The sequence below is a fragment of the Kineococcus sp. DHX-1 genome (assembly GCF_042473625.1).
In the GTDB taxonomy this organism is placed as follows: Bacteria; Actinomycetota; Actinomycetes; order Actinomycetales; family Kineococcaceae; genus Kineococcus.
The window spans coordinates 114,609-135,014 of the sequence record NZ_CP170445.1 but is presented as its reverse complement, the minus strand read 5'-3'; the positions used below and the strand labels follow the sequence as shown (position 1 = coordinate 135,014).

The following is a 20,406-nucleotide window of genomic DNA, read 5'->3' as shown; positions in this document are numbered from 1 at the left end:
GAAACGACCGAGGACCGTCGTTCCCGCGATCGGCGTGCAGACATCCCGTCCGTGGTGGCCAGCAGTACCTGTCTCGGGGCCGCGCGGCTGTCAGCCCCGCCGCAGGGCCGGGTACGTCGGGCTCAGGCGGTCCCGTCCATCGCCCCGCACCCGGGACCGCAGGGTTCCGGTCTTCACCGCCGGGTCGTACAGGCCGCGTCCGGCCAGGGCCGGGACCACGAGCTCGGCGAAGTCCTCCAGCGTCCCGGGGCTGAGCAACGGGTTGAGGACGTAGCCGTCGAGTCCCGCGGCGGCCGCGTGCTCGCCCATCGCGTCGGCCACCTGGTCGGGCGTTCCGACGAAGAACAGGTCGCCCCCGCGGGCGACGGACGTGAACCGCTGCCGCACCTCGCCCGCGGTCAGCGGCGGCGAACCCGGGCCTGCCGTCAGCACGTAGCTGGACAGCCCGTTCGTGACGGTGCTGAGGGGTTCGTCGTCGGCGTAGCGGGAGATGTCGATGCCGGTGTCACCGGAGTACGAGACGAGCTGGGCCCGCAGCCGGTAGGTGCTCTGCAGGTCGTCGTACTTGGCCTGCGCCTCGCTCTCCGTGCGGCCCACCACAACGCGCGCCAGGGCGAGGGCCCGCAGGTCGTCGGCGGCGCGGCCGAGCGCCGCGGCACGGCTGCGGACGTCGGCGAGCCCGGCGGCGATCTTGACCGGGTCGGCCTGCGGCAGCAGCAGGACCTCGCCGTGCCGGGCCCCGAACTCCCGTCCGCGCGGCGACCAGCCCGCCTGGAAGAGCAGCGGTGTGCGCTGCGGCGAGGGGGACGTGAGGGCCGGGCCGTGCACGCGGAAGTGCTCGCCGTCGTGCGCGAGGGGGCGGACGGAACCGGGCCGGGCCCAGGTCGCGCCGGCCTTGTCGGCCACGACGGCGTCGTCGTCCCAGGAGGTCTCCCACAGCTGGTGGGTGACCTCGAGGAACTCGTCAGCCCTGCCGTACCGGTCGGCGTGGGCCAGCTGGCGGTCCAACCCGAAGCTGCGGGCGGCACTCTCCAGGTAGCTGGTCACCACGTTCCACCCGATGCGGCCATCGGTCAGGTGGTCGAGCGTCGCGAAGCGGCGGGCCAGGGAGAACGGGTGCTCGTAGGTGGTGGACGCCGTGACGACGAACGCGAGGTCGCGCGCGGTCTCGGCCAGTGCGGGGACGTAGGCGAACGGGTCGTTCGCGGGAACCTCGACCGCCTCGCCGACGGCGGCGTCGAGCGACCCCTCGTAGACGTCGTACAACCCCAGCACGTCGGCCAGGAACAGGGCGTGCAAACCCGCCTGTTCGGCGGTGCGGGCCACGTGGCGCCACCGGTCGAGGCTGTTGACGCCGACGCGGTCGTCCGCGGAGTGCGTCCACAACCCCGGGGCGCCGCCGCAGCCGACGCTGGCCTGTTCGTAGAGGGCGACGACGAGGGGCCTGGTCCTGCTGCTCACGCCGCAACCCTGCCAGAGGTGCGGGAACCCCGGCGCAGCCGGTGCACGAGGTAGCAGGCGCCGGTGAACACGACCCCGATGACCGTGGCCAGCCGCTGGGACCCGTCGAACAGGGACGCCACCACGGAGACCCCGCAGGCCACGAGGACGAACACCGGCGCGAACGGGAAGAAGCGGGAGTGGTACGGCAACGTGGCCGGATCCGTCCCGGCAGCGGGCAGACGGCGGCGCTGGACGAACTGCGCCAGGGCGATGACGGCCCACACCGCCACGACGGCGAAACCCGCGACGGACACCAGCACCACGTAGACGGTTCCTGCCGCGACGTACGAACTGACGAGTGAGACGAGGCCACCGGCCAGGCTCACCGCCACCGCGAGCACCGGGATGCCCCGGCGGTCGGTGCGGGCGAAGACGGGCGGGAGGTCCGCGGTGAGCGCGAGCGAGCGGAGCAGGCGGGAGCAGGCGTACAACCCGGAGACCCCGGCGGACATGAGCGCGGTGATGATGACGACGGCGATCACGTCGGCCGCGTACGGGATGCCCGAGGCGGCGAACACCGTGACGAACGGACTGGTCTCCACGGACTCGTCGGCGCTGCCCAGCTGCGCGTACGGCACCAGCGCGGCCATGACGACGATCGCGCCGATGAAGAACACGACCAGCCGCACCATCGTCGTGCGGACGGCCTGCGGGACGACGCGCGCCGGGTCGTCGGTCTCGCCCGCCGCGATGGCGATGAGTTCGGTGCCCGAGAAGGCGTAGAACACCGCGAGCACGGCCACCAGGACCCCACCGATCCCGGCGGGCAGCAGCCCGTCCGGCGTGACGAAGTTCGACAGCAGCGGTGCGGGAGCGTCCGACCGGCTGATCCCCACGACCGCCAGCGCCCCGACGACGATGAAGACGAGGACGGCGGTCACCTTGACGGCGGCGAGCAGGCTCTCGGTGTCCCCGTACAGGCGCACCGGCGCGAGGTTGACCGCCAGCAGCACCGCGGCGAACACCGCGCACCACACCCACACCGGCACGCCCGGGAACCACCGCTGCATGAGCAGGCCGGACGCCGTCAGTTCCGAACCGATCGCGGCGACCCAGCACAGCCAGTACAGCCACGCCGTGGTGAAACCCGTCGCTGGACCGAGGATGCGGTGGGCGTAGACGTGGAACCCGCCGGACTCGGGCATCTGCACGGCCAGCTCGCCGAGGCACGTCATGAGCTGCCAGGCCACGACCGCGCCGATCGCGTAGGCGATGACGGCTCCCAGCGGCCCGGCCTGGTGGATCGTGTATCCGGAGGAGATGAACAACCCGGAACCGATGACGCCCCCCAGGGCGATCATCACCAGGTGGCGGGACCGCAGTCCCCGTCGCAGTTCGGCGGTCCCCGGCTGCGCCTGCAGGGGGACGGGGGTGTCGGCCATGGTTCTCCTCGCGCGTCCGCTCTTGCCGCGCGCTCCGCGCGGCCGGGTCTTCACCTGGAGCACCCCACGCGGTGGAGGGTTGCTGGGCAGCCGGCCAGGGCCCGAGGCTGCCGCTCGTGACCGGCCACGGATCCTAGGGAAGGGGCGGCGGGAGCGTCAAAGGGGCGCACTCCCGGAACGGGTCACACCAGGTTCTCGCCCTGCAGCAGCAGTTCCACCGCCTGCGACGGGAGGCGGGGGACGTGGAGCCGGAGGAACTGGTGGTCAGCCCCGCCCCGCCGGATCCAGCCGAGGCCGGACTCGGCGTGCCCCCAGCGCTGCACCCCGACCCGGCGACCACGGACGCGGACGGTCGTGTACCCGCCGGCGGGGTCCATGAGGCTCGTCCGGTCCTCCGGCGCGCCGCTCGGTTCCGACCGAGCCCAGACGCGCAGGACCGTCGCGTCCCGTTCGGCGGAACGGGGCAGCACGACCTCGTGGACGCTCGTCCCGGACGGCACCCAGCAGAGCACCACCTCGAACCCCTCGTCCCCCTCCTCCCCTCGGCTGAAGCACCAGCACCGCTGCCCCACCGCGACGAGGGGCGGGAGTTCGGGCAACGGACCCCCGAGCCACGCCTCGACCTCGGCCGGGGTCCGGGCCCGCAGTTCCACGGAGATCGGAGTCGTGGACCACGTCCCGAGGCCCTTTCCGCGCATAGCGCCCGGCGCCCGCAACCGCGACAGCAGGTCCGCCACTGGAGCGGTCAACGGCAGCCCCACTGCTGGGGCCGGGTTGGCCGCGGCCCAGGCGACCGCCTCCTCCTCGGCGACCCGCTCCGGCCACAGGGCGAGTTCCGGCTGCTCCCACTCCGGGTCCGGTTCCACCTCGGGCCACGGGACGATCGGCGGCGCGGAGAGGACTCCCGACCACCCCGAGTCCCGTCCGTCGGGCAGTCGCCGCTCGTACACGACGACGTGCGCCTGGGTCGAAGCCTCGACCGCCGACAGGACGAACCGCGTCCGCTCGCGGTCGAGATCGATCAGCAGCGCGCCGAGGTCGACGGCAGGACCGTCCGCGAGCGAGGCCGCGATCCGCAGGACGCGGTCGTCCAGGGCCGGCCGGTGGCGGTCCCACCCGGCGTTCAGCGCGCCGCCGTGCTCCAGGGCCGCGACGGCGTCCGCCCACCGCACGACGGCGCGCGGACGCCGTTCGGGGTCCCGGCCGGACGGCGGCCCGACCGCGACGAAACCCGCGGCGTCGAGCACGGGCAGCCAGCCGCCGCACCGGGCCAGCAGGTCGACCGCCGCCTGGTGCCCGCCGCCGCGTTCGCTCACCGCCAGCCGGAGGGTCGCCGCCAACTCCTCCGGCGCGAGACCCGTCGGGGATGCGAACTCGTGCTCGTCCTCGTACACCCCCCGATGGTGCCCGTCGCCACGGCGATCTCGCAGCCCGCGACAGCCTCGGCACATCACGGTCGTCCGTGTGAAGTTCACGCCCCGTCCTGTTGCCAAGGCCCCGGAGGACTGGTTGACTCCACGCCAGCCGGTCGCACGGATGCGACCCCCGGCCCCGGAGCGGAGCCCCGTGAGCAGCCTCGACCGTCGTCACGTGATCGCCGAGCGCGTCCGCGCCCAGGGATCCGTGCGCATCGACGCGCTCGCCGAGGAGTTCGGCGTCAGTGCCATGACCATCCACCGCGACCTGGACCACCTCCACAGCCGCGGGGTGCTGCGCAAGGTGCGCTCGGGGGCCGAGGCCCGGCCGAGCGAGGCGTTCGAGCACCACCACGCCTACCGCGCGGACCTCAACGTCCCGCAGAAGCGGGCGATCGCCGGCGCGGCCCTGCGGTGGGCGGCCGACCGCGGAGCGCTGCAGGCCGTCGCCCTGGACGACAGCACGACGGCGCTGCACCTCGTCCCCGCCCTCAAGGAGCGCGGACCCCTCACCGTGGTGTCGAACTTCCTGCCCGTCCTCACGGCCTTCGCCACCGAACCGGAGGTCCGGCTCACGGCAGTGGGCGGGGAGTTCGTCCCCGAGTTCGCCTCCTTCGGCGGCTCCAGCGCCATCGCCGCCCTGGCCGACCTGCACTACGACGTCGTGTTCATGTCCGTGACGGCCGTGTCCGACGGCGCCTGCTTCCACCCGTCCCGGGCAACGGCCGACCTCAAGCGCGCGTTCCTGCGCAGCGCGGAACTGCGGGTCCTGCTGGCCGACCACACGAAGTTCACCCGCCGCGCCGTGCACCGCATCGGGAACCTGACGGAGTTCGACGTCGTCGTCGTGGACGCCGAAACCGATCCCGCCGACCTCGACGCCGTGCGCGCTGCAGGCGTCGACCTCGTCGTCGCGCAGGAGGCGCACCCGTGAACACCTCGCCCGTCGTCGCCGTCATCGCCGTCGACTGCTCGACGACCGCCGTCAAGGCCCTCGTCACGGCGTCGGACGGCACCGTCCTGGCCTCGGCGTCCTCCCCGCTGCAGACGCGCTCCCCCGCGCCCGGTCGCGCCGAGCAGGACGCGCGGTCGTGGTGGACCGCGCTGGACGAGGCCGTCCGCGCTGCCCTGCAGTCCCTCCCGGACCGCGGCGTCGTCCGCGCGCTGTGCATCAGCCACCAGCGGGAGTCGTTCGTGTGCCTCGACGAGGCCGGCGAACCGCTCGCTCCGGCCATGCTCTGGCTCGACGGGCGCGCGGCGGAGCAGGTGGCGCGCGACGGCAGCGAGCACGTCGAACGGCTCTGCGGGAAACCCGCCGACATCACCCCCGGCCTCTACAAGCTGGCCTGGTTGCGCGACCACCACCCCGACGTCCTCGACCGCGCCCACCGCGTCGTCGACGTCCAGGGCTACCTCGTGCAGCGGCTCACGGGTCGCTGGGTGACGAGCACCGCGTCGATGGATCCCCTGGCCCTGCTGGACGTGGAGACGAAGGACTACCACCGCGACCTCCTGCGGATCGCCGGGGTGCGGCGCGACCAGCTGCCCGACCTGGTCCCCGTCGGCGCGGACCTCGGGAAACTCCTGCCCGCTGTGCGGCAGGCGTGGGGGCTCGCCGCGGGGACCGTGGTCGTCGCGGGCCTGGGCGACGGTCAGGCCGCCGGCCTGGGTGTCGGCGTCACCGAACCCGGCGACGCCTACCTCGTCATGGGCACGGCCGTCGTCATCGGCGCCCAGCACGAGGAGTACCGGCCCTCCCGCGCCTACCGCACGATGGTGTCGGCGTTCGAGGGGCAGCGGACGCTGGAGACGTTCTCCTCCTCGGGGACGTTCCTGTCCACGTGGTTCCGCAGGGAGTTCGGCGAGGCCGGAGCCGACGGCCGCCCGGACCCCGCGCTGGAAGCCGCGGCCGCCGCCGTCCCGGTGGGTTCGGAGGGTCTGCTGACGCTGCCGCACTGGAACGCGACGCAGACCCCGCACTGGGACGCCCTGTCCTCCGGCGCTGTCCTCGGCTGGCGGGGCTTCCACACCCGCGCGCACATGTACCGCTCGCTGCTGGAGGGCATCGCGTTCGAACTGCGCACGCAGCTCGACGGCCTGGAGGAGGCGACGGGTCGACCCGTGCGCTCGATCCGCGCGATCGGCGGCGGGATGCGCAGCCCCCTGTGGGGGCAGGTCCTCGCCGACGTCCTGGGTCGGCGCCTGCACAAGCGGGCCGACGGCGAGATCAGTGCCCTCGGCGCGGCCGTCGTCGCCCTCACCACCCTCGGCGAGCACCCCGACCTGGCGACCGCCTCGCACGCCCTCACCAGCTTCGAGGAGGTCGTGGAACCGCTGCCGGAGAACGTGCAGCGCTACGAGGCCCTCCTGCCGCTCTACAAGTCCCTGTACCCGACGCTGCGCGACGTCCTGCACGCGCTGCACGTCTGACCCCTCACCGTCCACCCAGAGGAGACCCAGTGCGAGCCGCCATCTTCCACGGCCCCGGCGACCTGCGGATGGAGGACGTCCCCGACCCCGAACCCGGACCGGGCGAGGTCCTCGTCGACGTCCGCGCCGCCGCCACCTGCGGGACGGACCTGAAGTCCTACCGGCGCGGTCACCCGAAGCTGTTCCCCGTGCTGCCCTCGCGGTTCGGCCACGAGTTCGCGGGCGTCGTGCGCTCCGTCGGCGACGGCGTCACCGGGTTCTCCCCCGGTCAGCGCGTCGTCGCCGCGAACACCGCCCCGTGCGGTCAGTGCTGGGCCTGCACGCGCGGCCGGCTCAGCCTCTGCGAGAACCTGGAGTTCCTCAACGGCGCCTTCGCCGAGCAGGTCGTGATCCCCGCGTCCATCGTGGCGCGCAACACCTACGTCATGCCCGACAGCCTGTCGTTCGAGGCGGCGGCCCCGCTGGAACCCCTCGCGACCGTCGTCCACGGCATCGACGAGTCGGGGATCTCCCTCGGGGACACCGTCGTCGTGCACGGCGCCGGACCCATCGGGTTGATGTTCACCCGCCTCGCCACGCTGCGGGGCGCCAGCGTCGTCTCGGTCGACCAGACGCCGTGGCGGCTGGAACAGGCCCGGGCCGCCGGCGCCGTCGAGACGATTGACCTCAGCGACCTGCCGGACCCGGACTCCCGCGTCGCGGCGATCAAGGCCCGCACCCCCGGTGGGCGCGGTGCGGACGTCTCGATCGAGGCCGTCGGGCTGCCCGCCGTGTGGGAACAGGCCGTGCGCACGCTGCGCCCGGGCGGGACCGCGGTGCTGTTCGGCGGAACTCCGAAGGGTGCCCCGTTCTCGGTGGACTCCTCCGCCATGCACTACGAGGAGTACACGCTCAAGGGCGTGTTCCACCACACCCCCGACTACGTCCGCACGGCCGTGGAACTCCTCAGCACCGGCAAGGTCGACGGGACCATGCTCGTGACGGAGGTCCGGCCGCTGGAGGCTCTCGTGGACAGCCTCGAGGACATGGCCGCGGGCCGCGGTTCCAAGTTCATCCTGCAGCCGGGGCTGCAGCCGTGAGCGGTGGACTGGACGACCTCGCCGGAGTCCGGCAGCAGGTCGCGGACACCTGCAAGGCGCTCGCCCGCGACGGCCTCGTCGTCGGCACGGCCGGCAACGTTTCCGTCCGCGTCGGCGACCTCGTCGTGATCTCCCCCAGCGGCCTGGACTACGAGGCCATGACGGGTGCCGACGTCGGCGTCCACCGCATGGACGGCGAACCCGTCGACGCCCCGCTGAAACCCTCCAGCGAACTCCCCCTGCACCTGGCCGTGTACGAGAGTTCCGCCCACACGGCCGTGGTGCACACGCACGCACCGGCATCGACCGCGCTGTCGACCCTGGTCGACGAGGTGCCCGCGTCGCACTACTACACGGCGTTGTTCGGCGGCGGGATCCGCGTCGCCCCCTACGCCACCTTCGGGTCCGACGACCTCGCGACGGGCGTCGCCGCGGCACTGCAGGACAGGACCGCAGCGCTCATGGGCAACCACGGGGCGGTCGTGGTGGGGAACGACCTGGCGAAGACGTTGAGCCAGGTGGCCTACCTGGAGTACGTCTGCGACGTGCAGCTGCGGGCCATGGCCACCGGGCTGCCCGTGCGGACCCTGCCCGCGGAGGAGATCGCGCGCGTCGCCGCGGGCCTCGCGGGCTACGGGCAGTCGCGTCAGACCCCGAGCCGCTGACGCAGGTCCGGCAGGACGTCCTGGAGGGGCGCGTCGAGGCGGACGGTCGCCTTCTCGTCCCCCCGGGTCGGCCCGGCCGTGACGACCGCGACGGGCTGGTCGTGCTTCGCGGCGTGCAGCACGAACCGGTAGCCCGACATGACGGCGAGGGAGGACCCCAGCACGAGCAGGGACCGGGAGGAGTCGAGCAGCGCGAAGCACCGTGCCACCCGGTCCTTCGGGACCGTCTCGCCGAAGAACACGACGTCGGCCTTGAGCGCGTCCTGGCCGCACCGGCGACAGGGAACGGTCGTGAAACCCTGGAGCTGGGCGTCGGTGAGGTCCGCGTCGCCGTCGGGGTTCAGCGCCTGGAACTCCTCGACCCGGGCGGTGAACCCCGGGTTCGCGGCGGTCAGGCGGTCGGCGAGCTCGGCCCGGTCGGTGACCTCGCCGCAGTGCAGGCACACCACGCGGTCGAGGTTGCCGTGCAGTTCGACGACCTCGCGCGTGCCCGCGGCGAGGTCGAGGCCGTCGACGTTCTGGGTGATCACCCCCGTCAGCAGGCCGGCCCGCTCCAGCGCGGCCACCGCCCGGTGGGCGTCGTTCGGCTGCGCCCGGCGGAAGTGCTCCCACCCGACGTGGCTGCGCCCCCAGTAGCGGCGCCGGTTCTCCGCCGACCCGGTGAACTCCTGGTAGGTCATGGGCGTGTGCCGCTGCAGGGAGCCGTTCGGTCCGCGGTAGTCGGGGATCCCCGATCCGGTCGACATGCCCGCGCCCTCGAGCACGCAGACTCCGCCCGCACCGACCAGGTCGGCGAGTTCCTCGATCACGCCCCCATGCTGCCCGCCGGGGTCCGACCCCGCAGGCCCAGAGCGGCCAGGACCGCGGCCACGGCGGCGAGGGCCGTGACCACGCCGACCACGACGACCCAGCCGCCGCCGGAGAAGGCGAAGCCCGCGAGCCAGCCGACGACGCTGGACCCCGCGTAGTAGGCGAACGTGTAGAGCGCCGAGGCCTGCGCGCGCACGCCCGGCTCGGCGCGTGCCCCGACCCAGCCGCTGGCGACGGCGTGCGCGGCGAAGAAGCCGGCCGTGAGCAGGACCAGCCCGGCCACGACGAGCGCGAGGTGCGCCGACACCGTCAGCACGCAGCCCGTCGCGAACACCGCCACGGCTCCGAGCAGCACCCGCAACCGACCGTGCGCCGCGAGGCGTCCGGCGACCGAGGAGCTCAGGGTGCCGGCGAGGTAGACGACGAACAGCAGCCCGACGACCGCCTGCGACAGGGAGAACGGCGCCCGCAGGAGCCGGAACCCGAGGTAGTTGTAGACCGTGACGAACCCGCCCATGAGCAGCAGCGCCTGGGCGTAGAGGACGAGCAGCGCCGGGTCGGACAGGGCGCGCCGCACCCGGTCCCGCAGCGGCGGGCCGCTGACCCGGCGGTGCCGGACGAAACCCCGCGACCGCGGGACGAGGAGGCAGAACACGGCCGTCGCGGCGATCCCGACCAGCGCCACGGCCGTCACGCCCCACCGCCAGCCGAACAGGTCGGCCACGCCGGAGGACACGATCCGGCCGGTGAGCCCGCCGACGGAGTTCCCCGAGACGTAGGCCCCCGCGGCGAGGGCGACCTCGCGGGCGTGGACCTCCTCGGCGAGGTAGGCCATGGCGACCGCGGGCAGTCCGCCGAGCGCGGCGCCCTGCAGGGCCCGCAGCACGAGCAGCGGGCCGAGCGAGGCGGCGAGCGGGACGGCGAGGCCGAGCAGGCTCGCCAGGACGACCGAGGCGACCATCGCGGGGACCCGCCCGACCCGGTCGGCGACGGCGCTCCAGCCGACGACCGAGACGGCGAGCGCCCCCGTCGCGACGGAGACGCCGAGGGCGGCCTGCGACGCGCCGAGGTGCAGTCCGTCCGCGAGCGCCGGCAGCACGGACTGCACCGAGTAGAGCTGGGCGAAGGTGGCGACCCCGGCGGCGAACAGCGCGACGACGATCCGCCGGTAGCCGGGGGTGCCGCGTTCGTGCCCCAGCCAGGGCGGGGTGCCGGTGCGGGCGTCGAGACTCACCCTTCGACGGTAGGAACGCACGAACCATGCGTCCAATGCCGCGAACGGTCCTGATCCATGCAGACTGAGCGGGTGGACGACGTGGAAGCCCTGGTGACGCCGTGGCGGGTGCTCGCAGCGGTGGGCGAGACCGGGCACGTCACGCGGGCGGCGGACCTCCTGGGGTTGCAGCAGCCGACGGTGAGCCGGGCACTGGCCCGGGTGCAGCGGGCCGTCGGGGTGCCCCTCGTGGTGCCGGAGGGCCGGGGCATCCGGCTGACGGCCGCGGGGCGGACGCTGGCGGACGTGGCCGGGCGGGCGCTGGCCGACCTGGACCGCGGGGTGCGGACCGTCCGCGACGACGACGCCGTCGACACCGGCCGCGTCTCGCTCGGGTTCCTCCACACGCTGGGCGCGGCCGCCGTGCCCGGGCTCGTCCGGGCGTTCCGGCGGGAGCACCCCGGGGTGCGGTTCCAGCTGCACCAGGGCGCTGCGGGCGCCGTCCTGGACCAGCTGACCGCGGGTGAGGTCGACCTCGTCCTCACCTCCCCCGTCCCGGACCGCCCGGGCCTGCTGAGCGACCCGCTCGTCGAGCAGCCGCTGGTCGTGGGGTTCCCCGAGGACCACCCGCTCGCCGTCCCGGGCCCCGTGGACCTCGCCGCCGTCGCGGACGAGGAGTTCGTGCTCTTCGAACCCGGGTACGGGCTGCGGGAGGCCGCCGAGGTGCTCTTCGCCCACCACGGCGTCGTCCCGCGCGTCGCGTTCGAGGGGCAGGACAGCCACACCCTGCGCGGCCTGGTGGCCGCGGGTCTCGGCGTGGCCCTGCTGCCGGCCGCGCAGCGCGGTACGTCGGAGGCGTTCGCCGGGGTCGTGGAGCGGCCGCTCACCGGGCCGGCCTCCACCCGCGTGCTGGGGCTCGTCCGGCGCGACGAGGAGCTCCCCCGGGTGGCGGCGGCGTTCCGGGAAGTGGTGCTGGCGCGGCGGGACGTGCTGCTGCCGTGACGGGTCACCGGACCTGAACCGGGTCCCCGCACGGCACTTCCCTGACCGAACGCGCAGCCGTATGCTCGTTCGTGCAGGGCGGCGGCGCGTCGTTCCTCCCCCGTGGCGACGCGCCACCGCCCCCCTTGGAGCCACCGTGGCGATGTTCGACCCCTCCGCCCGCCGCCCGGCGGAGTACGAACGCTTCGTCCGTCCCGTCCCGCCTGGTTCACCGACGCGCGGTTCGGGATCTTCGTGCACTGGGGCGCCTACTCGGTGCCGGCGTGGGCCGAACCCCTCGGCGAGCACGGCACCCACCACGACGACTGGTTCCTGCGGAACCCGTACGCGGAGTGGTACATGAACACCATCCGCATCCCGGGGTCCCCCGCCGCGGAGCACCACCGCAGCACGTACGGCGACGCGCCCTACGACGACTTCCTGGACCAGTGGCGGGCCGAGGAGTTCGACGCCGACGCGCTCGTCGCCCTGTTCGCCCGCGCCGGGGCGCGCTACGTCGTGCCGACGACCAAGCACCACGACGGCATCACGCTGTGGGACGCCCCCGGCACGGGGACGCGGAACACCGTCGCGCGCGGCCCCCACCGCGACCTCGTCGGCGAGTTCGCCCGCGCCACCCGAGCCGCGGGCCTCCGGTTCGGCGTCTACTACTCCGGTGGCCTGGACTGGCACGCGGCCGACACGGGCCCGATCTGGGACGCCGACGACGACTCCGGCGCCCGCCCCCTCGGCCTGGAGTACGCCCGGTACGCGACGGCGCAGGTGCGCGACCTCGTGCAGCGGTACGCCCCGGACGTCCTGTGGGGCGACATCGACTGGCCCGACGCCGGGAAACCCGCGGGGCCCGACAGCTTCGTCCACGTCCTCGAGGAGTTCTACGCGCGGAACCCGGAGGGGGTCGTCAACGACCGCTGGGGCGTGACGCACTGGGACTTCCGCACGAGCGAGTACCAGGCCGGCACCGCCCTGGAGGGGACGGAGGCCTGGGAGAACTGCCGGGGCATCGGCCTGTCGTTCGGGTACAACCAGCGCGAGGACGAGCTCGGCCTGTCCCTCGACGGCCCCGCCGCGGTCCGGCACCTCGTCGACGTCGTGTCCCGCGGCGGCAACCTCCTCCTGAACGTCGGGCCGGACGCGGCCGGCCGCATCCCCGCGCCGCAACGGCGCTGCCTGGAGGGCCTGGCGGACTGGATGGCGGTCAACGACCGCGCGGTCCACGGGGCCGGGCCGCTGCCCACGGGCATCGCCGGTCCGCAGGACGACCCGTGGGTGCGCTGGACGGCGAGCGCGGACGGCGAGCGCGCCTACGCGGTCGTCCAGAGCGCCGAGGGTCAGATCGACCTCGTCGTCGACCCCGCCGACCTCGAGACGACGAGCGTCCACGTGCTGGACGGGGGTCCCACGGGTGTCCGCGAGGTGCCCGTCCAGGTCACCGTCCAGAACGGCTCCCTGCGGGTCCCGCTGCCCCGTGCGCAGGTGCAGGGGCCGGTCGTCGTGCAGTTCCGCCGGACGCGCTGACCGGACCGTCGAGGGCCGCGGTTCCTCAGCGCTGCAGCCGCTCGACGAGCCCGCCGACCTGGGCGGCGATGTCGTCGCGGACGAGCCGCATCCGCTCGATCCCCTCGATGCCGCGTTCGGACGGTTCGTCGGTCTCCCAGACCTCGACGGTGGTTCCCCCGACGGGTTCCACCCGGGCCTGCGGTCCGAGCACCACGACGAGGTCCGCGGAGCGCACGTCGTCCTGGGTGAGCTGGCGCGGAACCTCGCCGGTGACGTCGACGCCGACCTCGCGCAACGACTCGACGGACTGGGCGTTCAGCGTGGTGCCGGCCGCGGTCCCGGCCGAGGACACGGTGGTCTCGAGTCCGGCCTCACCGAACGCGCGTCGGGCCAGTCCGGCCGCCATCTGCGACTTCCCCCCGTTCCGCACGCAGACGAAGAGGACCCGACGGATGCCCCGCGCAGAGCGCGCCCGTTCCTTGATCGCGGAGATGACCTCCGTCTTGGCGTCGGCGTAGTCGTTCGTGTCCTCCCACCGACGCGCGACGAGGTCGCGCTTGACCGACTCGTAGAGGTTCCGGTCGGACTGGTTGCGCCGCAGGTGGTCGCGCAGCAGCAGGTAGTCCTCGACCGCGCGGTCGCCGTGACCGTAGACGTGCACGTGGACGTCGCGTTCCGGGGTGCGCACCAGGCGGTGCCCGGGTTCCCGGACGCGGAGCACGTACCCGGCGGCCAGGAGCGGGTCGAGGTAGTCCTCCTCGGCGGTGACGTCGTCCACGACCACGACGAGGTCGACGACGGGTTTGGCCGCGAGGCCGGGCACCGACGTCGACCCGATGTGCTCCACCTGCACGTCCTGCCCCGCGAGGGCGGTGAGGATGCGCGCGCGGTGCTCCGCGAACGCGTCCGCCCAGCGGGGGTCGTGCTCGGCGAGGGTGACGGTCAGCGGTTCGGGACCGCCGACCAGGTCGAGCCCGGTGACGTCCGGACGGCGAGGGCGACGGGTGCTCACGGCTCCATCGTCCCAAGGCGCCGGCCGCGTCCAGCCGTGCGGGTGAACGTGGCGTCAGCGGCTCAACACACGGTCCGGTCCGGTCGAACCCCTCCTGAGGCCGGTCCGCCGGGACTGCCGGGAGAGGAGGAGGGACACACGCCGTGAGCGCAACTCCGCGTGCCCTCCCCACTGCCGACGACCTGCCCGCCGAGCTCCCGTTCTCGGCCGGCGCGCTGGAACCGCGGGGCTGGCGCCTCTGGGCCGCGGCGCTGGGCGTCCTCGTCGTGGTCAGCGCGATGTGGTGGGCGCTGCCCGCCGAGGCGGTGCTGGCGCCCTGGTGGACGCAGGCCCTGGGCTGGCCCGCGGTCGTGCTGGTCCGTTCCGGGGCGGTCCAACGCGCCCTCGGCGGTGGCCGCCTGGACAACCGCGTGTGGCTGCGCGTCGGGGTCGGGGTCACCTCGTTCGCCCTCGTCCTGGCCCCCACGGGCATGGGTTTCCTCTTGCCCCTGTGCGCGGTGCTCGTCGCCAGCGTGCACCTGCAGTGGAGCGGCCCGAGGGCGTGGCGCGCCGGTGCCGCGATGACCGTGCTGCACACCGCGGTGCTGCAGTGGCTGATGTCTGCTGGACACCTGCCCACCCTGCTCCCCGGCCCGGCCGGGACGGTGGTCACGGGCACCGCGCTGGTCGTGTCGGTGGCGACCACCCTGAACATCGCCCTGCTGGCCGCCGAGCGTGAAGCCGGCGCTGCCGCGCTGGAACGGGTGCGCCGCGCCCGTCACGCCGAACTGCTGCACGCCGCCACCCACGACCCGCTGACCGGGCAGCTGAACCGGAAGGGGCTGGAACGCGCCCACGCGTCGCTGCCGGCGGAACCCGGCACGGTCGCGATGCTCTACGTCGACCTGGACCTGTTCAAGGCGGTCAACGACGACCACGGTCACGCAGCGGGGGACCGGTTGCTGCGCCTGGCGACCGACCGGCTCCAGGCCCACCTCCGACCGCAGGACCACGTCGCCCGCCTGGGTGGGGACGAGTTCGCCCTGCTCGTGACCGGGACCGACCGCGCCACGGTCGAGGCCCTCGCCCGGCGGGCCAGGCAGGCCCTGGAGGAACCGTTCGACCTGGGCGTCGCCGTCGTCCGGATCTCCGCGAGCATCGGGATCGCCCACCACGTCGGCCCCGGTCCGGTGGGCCTGGAACAGCTGCTCCACGACGCCGACCGGCAGATGTACCGGGTCAAGACCGACCGCACCCGCTCGGGTGGGTCTCAGCGGCCGCCGGACACGTCCAGCGTGGTGCCCGTGACGTAGGACGCGGCGTCCGACAGCAACCAGACGACGGCCTCGGCCACCTCGTCGGCCTCCCCGCCGCGGCCCATCGGGACGGTCTTCTGCAGGCGCTCGACACGGCCGGGTTCGCCCGAGGCGGCGTGGATGTCGGTGCGGATCAGCCCGGGCCGCACGCCGACGACCCGGATGCCGTCGGCCGCGACCTCCTGCGCCAGCCCGACCGTGAGGGTGTCGACCGCGGCCTTGGAGGCGGCGTAGTCGACGTACTCCCCCGGGCTGCCGAGGACCGCGGCCCGGCTGGACACGTTGACGATCGTCCCGCCACCCGCGTCGCGGAGGTGCTTGACGGCCTCGCGGGCGCAGAGGAACGCCCCCACGACGTTGACGTCGAGGAGTCGGCGGATCCGGTCCACCTCGAGGTCGACGACCCTCGACTGCGGAGCGGTGATCCCCGCGTTGTTGACGAGGCCGGTCACCGGCCCGAGACCCTGTGCGGCGGAGAACAACCGCTTGACGTCCGACTCGACGGACACGTCCGCCTGGACCGCGACGGAGGGCGAGCCGAGGTCGGCCGCCGTGGCCGCGACGACGTCCGCGGCCTCCCGGTGGGTCGAGTAGCTGAAGCACGTCCGCACACCCCGCGCAGCGAGCGCGAGGACCACCGCCGCCCCGATGCCGCGACTACCACCGGTGACGACGACGGTTCCCTTCACAGACGCACCGTAGCGAACGCTCAGTCCACGAAGACCTCGGCGGTCCACAGGTGCAGCAGGGCGTAGCCGCGCCAGGGGCGCCAGGTCTCGGCCCGGGCCAGCGCCTCGCGCGCGGTGATCCGGCCGAGGGCGCGGCGCAGCACGAGGTCGGAGGGCAGGAAGGCGTCGTCGTCGCCGAGGACGCGCAGCGCCACGTAGTCCGCCGTCCACGGGCCGATGCCCGGCAGGGCCAGGAGTTCGGCGTGCGCGGTCGCCGGGTCCACGGCGCCGGCGGTGTCCAGGTCCAGGCCGTCGGCGAGGGTCTGCGCGAGGACGTGCAGCGTGCGGGCACGTGCTCCCGTCACCCCGGTGACGGCGCGGATCGCGTCCGCTCCGGCCGCCGCCAGGACGTCCGGGCGGGGGAAGGCCCGCAGGGCGTCCGCGGGCTCGCCGTACGCGGCGACGAGCCGGCCGGCGAACGTGCGGGCGGCGGCGAGGGAGACCTGCTGGCCCAGGACCGTGAGGAGCGCGGTCTCGGCTCCGGACACCGCGCGGGGCACCCGCAGTCCGGGGGTGGCCGCGACGAGCGGCGCCAGCAGCGGGTCCTGCGCCAGGTGCCGTTCGGCCTCCACGTGGTGACCGTCGAGGTCGAGCCAGCGCCGCACGACAGGGGCCAGCTCCTCCAGGTGCGGTCCGTCGAGCTCGACGACGTCGCACCGCTCCCCCCTCCCGAGGTCGACGGACGCCTCCACCGGGCCGTGGCTCGTGCGGAACACCCGCCGGTGCACCCCGTCGACGTGCGTCTCGGCGCCCGGCAGGGCGTGCGCGAGGAGGAACCGCCGCAGCGGCTCGGCGGCCAAGCCGCCGGGGACGGGCAGTTTCACGGGTGCTCCGGGTCGAAGACGGGCGGGTCGGCGGGGGCGAGTGCGGAGTCGTCGTCGCGGAACGTGCGGATCCGTCCGACGGGGGTGTGCGGACCCTCGAACCGTACGGTGACACGTCCGGCCCCCGACCCCTGGACCCAGCCGGCCCCGAACTCCTCGTGCCGCACGTCCTGCCCCGGCCGCCACCCCAGGGCCGCGGGCGGGCCGTAGGGCTGCGGCGACTCCAGCGGTTCGTCCTCGTCGGTGGTCGTGACGTCCTCCGGCTCCGGTTCCAGCTCGTGCAGCAGGTCGGTCTGGCTGAACTCGCTGAGCCCCGAGACCCCGACGCCCAGCAACCGCACCCCGTCCGCGACGTCCACCGCGTCGAGCAGTTCCGTCGCGTTCTGGACGATCTCGCGCGCCGAACTCGTCGCGTGCGCCAGGGTGCGCGAGCGGTTCAGCGTCGAGAAGTCGTACCGGCGCACCTTGACCGTCACCGTCCGACCCGACAACCCGGCCGCCGCGAGCCGCGCCGCGACGCGGTCCGCCATGCGCCGCAACCGCTCCCCCAGGTCGCGGCGGTCGGTGAGGTCGACGGCGAACGTCTCCTCCGCCGAGACGGACTTCGCCTCGCGCTCGGCCACGACCGGCCGCGGGTCGATCCCGCGCGCGAACGCCAGCAGGGCCGAGCCGTGCGCCTTGCCCAGCATCCGGACGAGTTCCCCCTCGTCCGCCGCCGCCAGCGCACCGATCGTCTTCAACCCCGACCGGACGAGGCGGTCACCGGTGACGGCGCCCACGCCGGGGATCGTCCGCACGCTCATCGGTGCGAGCAGCTCCTCCTGCTCCGCGGGCGGCACGACGACGAGCGCGTCGGGTTTGCGCAGGTCCGAGGCTATCTTGGCGACGAGCTTGCTGGCCCCCACGCCCACCGACACGGTCAGGCCGGTGCGGGTCCGCACGGCCGCCCGGAAGTCCTCGGCGATGTCGGTGACCGCCGCGACGTCGAGGTCGGGGTGGGCGGCGGAGAGGTCGACGAACGCCTCGTCGAGCGACAACGGCTCCACGAGGGGCGACAGCTGGTGGGCCAGTTCCATGACCTGCCGGGAGACCTCCCGGTAGGCCTCGAACCGGCCACCGAGGTACGCGGCGTTCGGGCACAACCGCCGGGCCCGGGCCGTCGGCATCGCCGAGCCGATCCCGAACGCGCGGGCCTCGTAGCTCGCCGTCGACACCACGCCGCGGCCACCGGTCCCGCCGACGACCACCGGTTTGCCCCGCAACGACGGCTTGTCCCGCTGCTCGACGGCGGCGAAGAACGCGTCGAGGTCGAGGTGCATGACCCCGGGGACGGCCGGGTCGGTCACGACCGGTACCCGTGCACGGTTACGCTCCCCCGGTGCTGGACCTGGCGACGACTGACCTCATCCCCCTGTACCTGGCGGCCCTGGTCATCGGGTTCTCCAAGACGTCGATCGGCGGGGCGGGCACGATCGCCGTCGCGATCTTCGCCGCCGTCCTGCCCGCCAAGGAGTCCACGGGGATCATCCTGCCCCTGCTCATCCTCGGTGACCTCTTCGCCATCTCCATCTACCGCCGGCACGCCGACTGGGGCCTGCTGGTCCGGCTCTTCCCGTACGTGGCGGTCGGCGTCGTCGCGGGTGCGGGTTTCGTGCGCGTCGTCGACGACACGTTCATGCGCCGGTCCATCGGGGTGCTGCTCGTGCTCCTCGTCGCGATCCACGTCTGGCGGCAACGGCGGCTGCGCAAGAACACCGACGTCGTGCCGATGTCGCCGAGCCGGCGCCGGTGGGCGTCGCTGGGGTTCGGGTTCCTCGCGGGGTTCACGACGATGGTCGCCAACGCCGGCGGCGCCCCCATGTCGATCTACCTGTTCACCATGGGCCTGGGCGTCATGTCGTTCCTCGGCACGGGCGCCTGGTTCTTCTTCATCGTCAACTGCTTCAAGGTGCCCTTCAGCGTCGCGCTGGGCCTCATCAGCGTGGACTCGCTCTGGCTGGACCTCCGACTGGCCCCGGCGGTCGTCGTGGGTGCGCTCATCGGGTGGTGGGTCGCCAAGCGGATGGACATCAAGACGTTCGAGAAGTGGGTTCTGGGGTTGTCCGTCGTCTCGGGCCTGAACCTGCTGCGCTGAACCCGCCGCACAGGGGCGCTCGATCCGGCAGGCTGGGTCGGTGATCCGGCTGCGGCGGCAGGACGTCGGGGTGTGGCGGCTCGTCGCCCAACGGGTGGTGCCCGCCCTCGACGACGCGGCGGCGGTCGTGACGCACCTCGGGGCGGTCCAGGCCCAGGACCTGCGCGCCGCCGCGACGGCGGTCGCCCTGCGTACGAGACCGGGCACGACGGCCGGGCTCGCGGCAGCGCTCGACGCCGGCACGGTCGTCCGGTCCTGGCCGATGCGCGGAACCCTGCACCTGGTGCGCGCCGCCGACCTGCGCTGGGTGCTCGCGCTGTGCGCGACCCGGACGATCACCGCCACCCGCCGCCGGCGCGAGCAACTGGCCATCACCGACGCCGACCTCGACGTCGCCCGCGCGACCGTCCGCACGAACTGCCCGCCGACAGGGGCGACCCGCGCGGACCTGCTGGCCGCCTTCGAGGCCGCGGGGCAGGGCACGAGCGGGGGACGCGGCTACCACCTGCTGCACCACCTGGCCCTCACGGCCGACCTCTGCCTCGGCCCTCTCGCCGGTCGCGAGCAGCTGTTCGTGCCCCTGGACTCCTGGGTGCCCGAGGGTGTCCTCCCGCCGGACCCGTTGGCGGAGTGGACGCGACGGCACCTGCGCTCGCACGGGCCGACGACAGCGACCGACGTCGCGTTCTGGACCGGTCTGCCGCTGGGCACCGTCCGCCGCGGGTTCGAGGCGGTCCGCACCGAGTTCGAGACCGTCGACGTGGAGGGGGTCGAGCACCTCGTCGACCCCGGGCTGCCCGACCTCGTCGAGGCCCACCGCAGCGCCGCCCGGGGCGTGCACCTGCTGCCCGGTTTCGACGAGTTCCTGCTCGGCTACGCCGACCGGTCCGCCGTCCTGGCCCCGCAGCACGCCGAGCGCGTCGCGCCCGGCGGCAACGGCGTCTTCCGCGGCATGCTCGTCGCGGCCGGCCAGGTCGTCGGGACGTGGACCCGCGCCGGGGACCGGCCCGACGTCGTCCCCTTCACCGAGCTGTCCACCACCCGGCGTGCGGCCGTCGACCGCCGGGCGCGGACGCTGCCGTCGGGACGCCTCGATCAGCGCGACTGAGCTGCGTGGTGCTCCAGCGCCAGTCCGAGCCAGAACTCCACCCGGTCGTCCGAGGCGGGGACGCCGAGCCACGACGGTCCCATGTCCCGGCCCGGGCCCATCTCGGCGCGGACCGCTCCCTCACGCGCCACGAGGTCGGCAGACCGCTCCGGGTCGACCCTCACCAGGAGGCTGCCGTCGCCGCGCACGCTGAGGACCATCCGGTCGTCCACCACGACCGAGGTCCCGCCGAACATGCGGCGCTCGCGGACGTCCCTGCCGGCCAGCAGTTCCCGCACCCGCTCGAGCGCCGTCACGACCGGATCC

Annotated in this window: 19 protein-coding genes, 1 pseudogene and 1 riboswitch; of the genes and pseudogenes, 9 read left to right on the top strand and 11 right to left on the bottom strand. The window is 74.1% G+C overall.

What is annotated here, in order from left to right:
- Positions 1-90: 90 nt before the first annotated feature.
- The 3 genes from ACFEMC_RS00555 to ACFEMC_RS00545 all read right to left on the bottom strand — a co-directional run bounded on the left by ACFEMC_RS00555 (position 91) and on the right by ACFEMC_RS00545 (position 4,279).
- On the bottom strand, positions 91-1,461 hold the full coding sequence (locus tag ACFEMC_RS00555; RefSeq protein ID WP_380172574.1) for an NtaA/DmoA family FMN-dependent monooxygenase: 1,371 nt from the start codon (positions 1,459-1,461) through the stop codon (positions 91-93).
- Positions 1,458-2,885, bottom strand: coding sequence for an amino acid permease (locus tag ACFEMC_RS00550; RefSeq protein ID WP_380172572.1), 1,428 nt, complete (start codon positions 2,883-2,885; stop codon positions 1,458-1,460). Before ACFEMC_RS00550 ends, ACFEMC_RS00555 begins: the two co-directional genes overlap by 4 nt.
- Positions 2,886-2,898: 13 nt before the next feature.
- Positions 2,899-3,007: riboswitch (SAM riboswitch) on the bottom strand.
- A 60-nt stretch (positions 3,008-3,067) separates the two neighbouring features.
- Positions 3,068-4,279, bottom strand: coding sequence for a hypothetical protein (locus ACFEMC_RS00545; protein ID WP_380172570.1), 1,212 nt, complete (start codon positions 4,277-4,279; stop codon positions 3,068-3,070).
- Positions 4,280-4,451: 172 nt separating this feature from the next.
- On the opposite strand from ACFEMC_RS00545, the gene ACFEMC_RS00540 reads away from it, so the two are divergent.
- The 4 genes from ACFEMC_RS00540 to ACFEMC_RS00525 are packed head-to-tail and all read left to right on the top strand — an operon-like array spanning position 4,452 to position 8,474.
- The gene (locus ACFEMC_RS00540) at positions 4,452-5,234 is read left to right on the top strand and encodes a DeoR/GlpR family DNA-binding transcription regulator (RefSeq protein WP_380172568.1); all 783 of its coding nucleotides are present in this window, start codon (positions 4,452-4,454) and stop codon (positions 5,232-5,234) included.
- Complete coding sequence (locus tag ACFEMC_RS00535; RefSeq protein ID WP_380172566.1) at positions 5,231-6,730, top strand: FGGY-family carbohydrate kinase; 1,500 nt, start codon at positions 5,231-5,233, stop codon at positions 6,728-6,730. The genes ACFEMC_RS00540 and ACFEMC_RS00535 overlap by 4 nt, the downstream gene beginning before the upstream one ends.
- Before the next feature lie 29 nt (positions 6,731-6,759).
- Positions 6,760-7,809, top strand: a complete 1,050-nt coding sequence (locus ACFEMC_RS00530) for a zinc-binding dehydrogenase (RefSeq protein WP_380172564.1) — start codon at positions 6,760-6,762, stop codon at positions 7,807-7,809.
- A complete protein-coding gene (locus ACFEMC_RS00525; RefSeq protein ID WP_380172562.1) occupies positions 7,806-8,474 on the top strand; it encodes a class II aldolase/adducin family protein in 669 nt (222 codons plus the stop codon). The genes ACFEMC_RS00530 and ACFEMC_RS00525 overlap by 4 nt, the downstream gene beginning before the upstream one ends.
- On the opposite strand, the gene ACFEMC_RS00520 is transcribed toward ACFEMC_RS00525, so the two are convergent.
- Positions 8,456-9,283 (bottom strand): NAD-dependent protein deacetylase, encoded by an 828-nt coding sequence (locus tag ACFEMC_RS00520; RefSeq protein ID WP_380172560.1) that lies wholly within the window; start codon positions 9,281-9,283, stop codon positions 8,456-8,458. The genes ACFEMC_RS00525 and ACFEMC_RS00520 overlap by 19 nt on opposite strands.
- Positions 9,280-10,518, bottom strand: a complete 1,239-nt coding sequence (locus ACFEMC_RS00515) for an MFS transporter (protein WP_380172558.1) — start codon at positions 10,516-10,518, stop codon at positions 9,280-9,282. The genes ACFEMC_RS00520 and ACFEMC_RS00515 overlap by 4 nt, the downstream gene beginning before the upstream one ends.
- A gap of 72 nt (positions 10,519-10,590) precedes the next feature.
- Between ACFEMC_RS00515 and ACFEMC_RS00510 the strand changes: the two genes are divergently transcribed.
- Both ACFEMC_RS00510 and ACFEMC_RS00505 read left to right on the top strand, forming a co-directional pair.
- Positions 10,591-11,499, top strand: a complete 909-nt coding sequence (locus ACFEMC_RS00510; protein ID WP_380172556.1) for a LysR substrate-binding domain-containing protein — start codon at positions 10,591-10,593, stop codon at positions 11,497-11,499.
- 234 nt (positions 11,500-11,733) lie between these two features.
- Positions 11,734-13,017 (top strand): alpha-L-fucosidase, encoded by a 1,284-nt coding sequence (locus ACFEMC_RS00505; RefSeq protein ID WP_380172554.1) that lies wholly within the window; start codon positions 11,734-11,736, stop codon positions 13,015-13,017.
- Positions 13,018-13,042: 25 nt separating this feature from the next.
- On the opposite strand, the gene ACFEMC_RS00500 is transcribed toward ACFEMC_RS00505, so the two are convergent.
- Together ACFEMC_RS00500 and ACFEMC_RS00495 are read right to left on the bottom strand one after the other, a co-directional pair.
- The gene (locus ACFEMC_RS00500) at positions 13,043-13,453 is read right to left on the bottom strand and encodes a low molecular weight phosphatase family protein (protein WP_380176918.1); all 411 of its coding nucleotides are present in this window, start codon (positions 13,451-13,453) and stop codon (positions 13,043-13,045) included.
- A gap of 3 nt (positions 13,454-13,456) precedes the next feature.
- A pseudogene (locus tag ACFEMC_RS00495) lies at positions 13,457-14,011 on the bottom strand (GrpB family protein); the annotation flags it as partial.
- 143 nt (positions 14,012-14,154) lie between these two features.
- Here ACFEMC_RS00495 and ACFEMC_RS00490 point away from each other — a divergent pair.
- The gene (locus ACFEMC_RS00490; protein ID WP_380172552.1) at positions 14,155-15,303 is read left to right on the top strand and encodes a diguanylate cyclase; all 1,149 of its coding nucleotides are present in this window, start codon (positions 14,155-14,157) and stop codon (positions 15,301-15,303) included.
- On the opposite strand, the gene ACFEMC_RS00485 is transcribed toward ACFEMC_RS00490, so the two are convergent.
- The 3 genes from ACFEMC_RS00485 to ACFEMC_RS00475 are packed head-to-tail and all read right to left on the bottom strand — an operon-like array spanning position 15,261 to position 18,204.
- Positions 15,261-15,995: an SDR family oxidoreductase gene (locus ACFEMC_RS00485; protein ID WP_380172550.1), complete on the bottom strand. Its 735-nt coding sequence runs from the start codon at positions 15,993-15,995 to the stop codon at positions 15,261-15,263. The genes ACFEMC_RS00490 and ACFEMC_RS00485 overlap by 43 nt on opposite strands.
- 20 nt (positions 15,996-16,015) lie before the next feature.
- On the bottom strand, positions 16,016-16,858 hold the full coding sequence (locus ACFEMC_RS00480; RefSeq protein WP_380172548.1) for an AlkA N-terminal domain-containing protein: 843 nt from the start codon (positions 16,856-16,858) through the stop codon (positions 16,016-16,018).
- Positions 16,855-18,204 carry a DNA polymerase IV gene (locus ACFEMC_RS00475; protein WP_380172546.1) on the bottom strand — a complete coding sequence of 450 codons (1,350 nt, stop codon included), beginning with the start codon at positions 18,202-18,204 and terminating at the stop codon, positions 16,855-16,857. Before ACFEMC_RS00475 ends, ACFEMC_RS00480 begins: the two co-directional genes overlap by 4 nt.
- Before the next feature lie 32 nt (positions 18,205-18,236).
- Between ACFEMC_RS00475 and ACFEMC_RS00470 the strand changes: the two genes are divergently transcribed.
- Both ACFEMC_RS00470 and ACFEMC_RS00465 read left to right on the top strand, forming a co-directional pair.
- Positions 18,237-18,992 carry a sulfite exporter TauE/SafE family protein gene (locus ACFEMC_RS00470; protein ID WP_380172544.1) on the top strand — a complete coding sequence of 252 codons (756 nt, stop codon included), beginning with the start codon at positions 18,237-18,239 and terminating at the stop codon, positions 18,990-18,992.
- Positions 18,993-19,032: 40 nt separating this feature from the next.
- Positions 19,033-20,100, top strand: a complete 1,068-nt coding sequence (locus tag ACFEMC_RS00465) for a winged helix DNA-binding domain-containing protein (RefSeq protein WP_380172542.1) — start codon at positions 19,033-19,035, stop codon at positions 20,098-20,100.
- Here ACFEMC_RS00465 and ACFEMC_RS00460 read toward each other — a convergent pair.
- A complete protein-coding gene (locus ACFEMC_RS00460) occupies positions 20,088-20,396 on the bottom strand; it encodes a TfoX/Sxy family protein (protein ID WP_380172540.1) in 309 nt (102 codons plus the stop codon). The genes ACFEMC_RS00465 and ACFEMC_RS00460 overlap by 13 nt on opposite strands.
- Positions 20,397-20,406 lie beyond the last annotated feature (10 nt).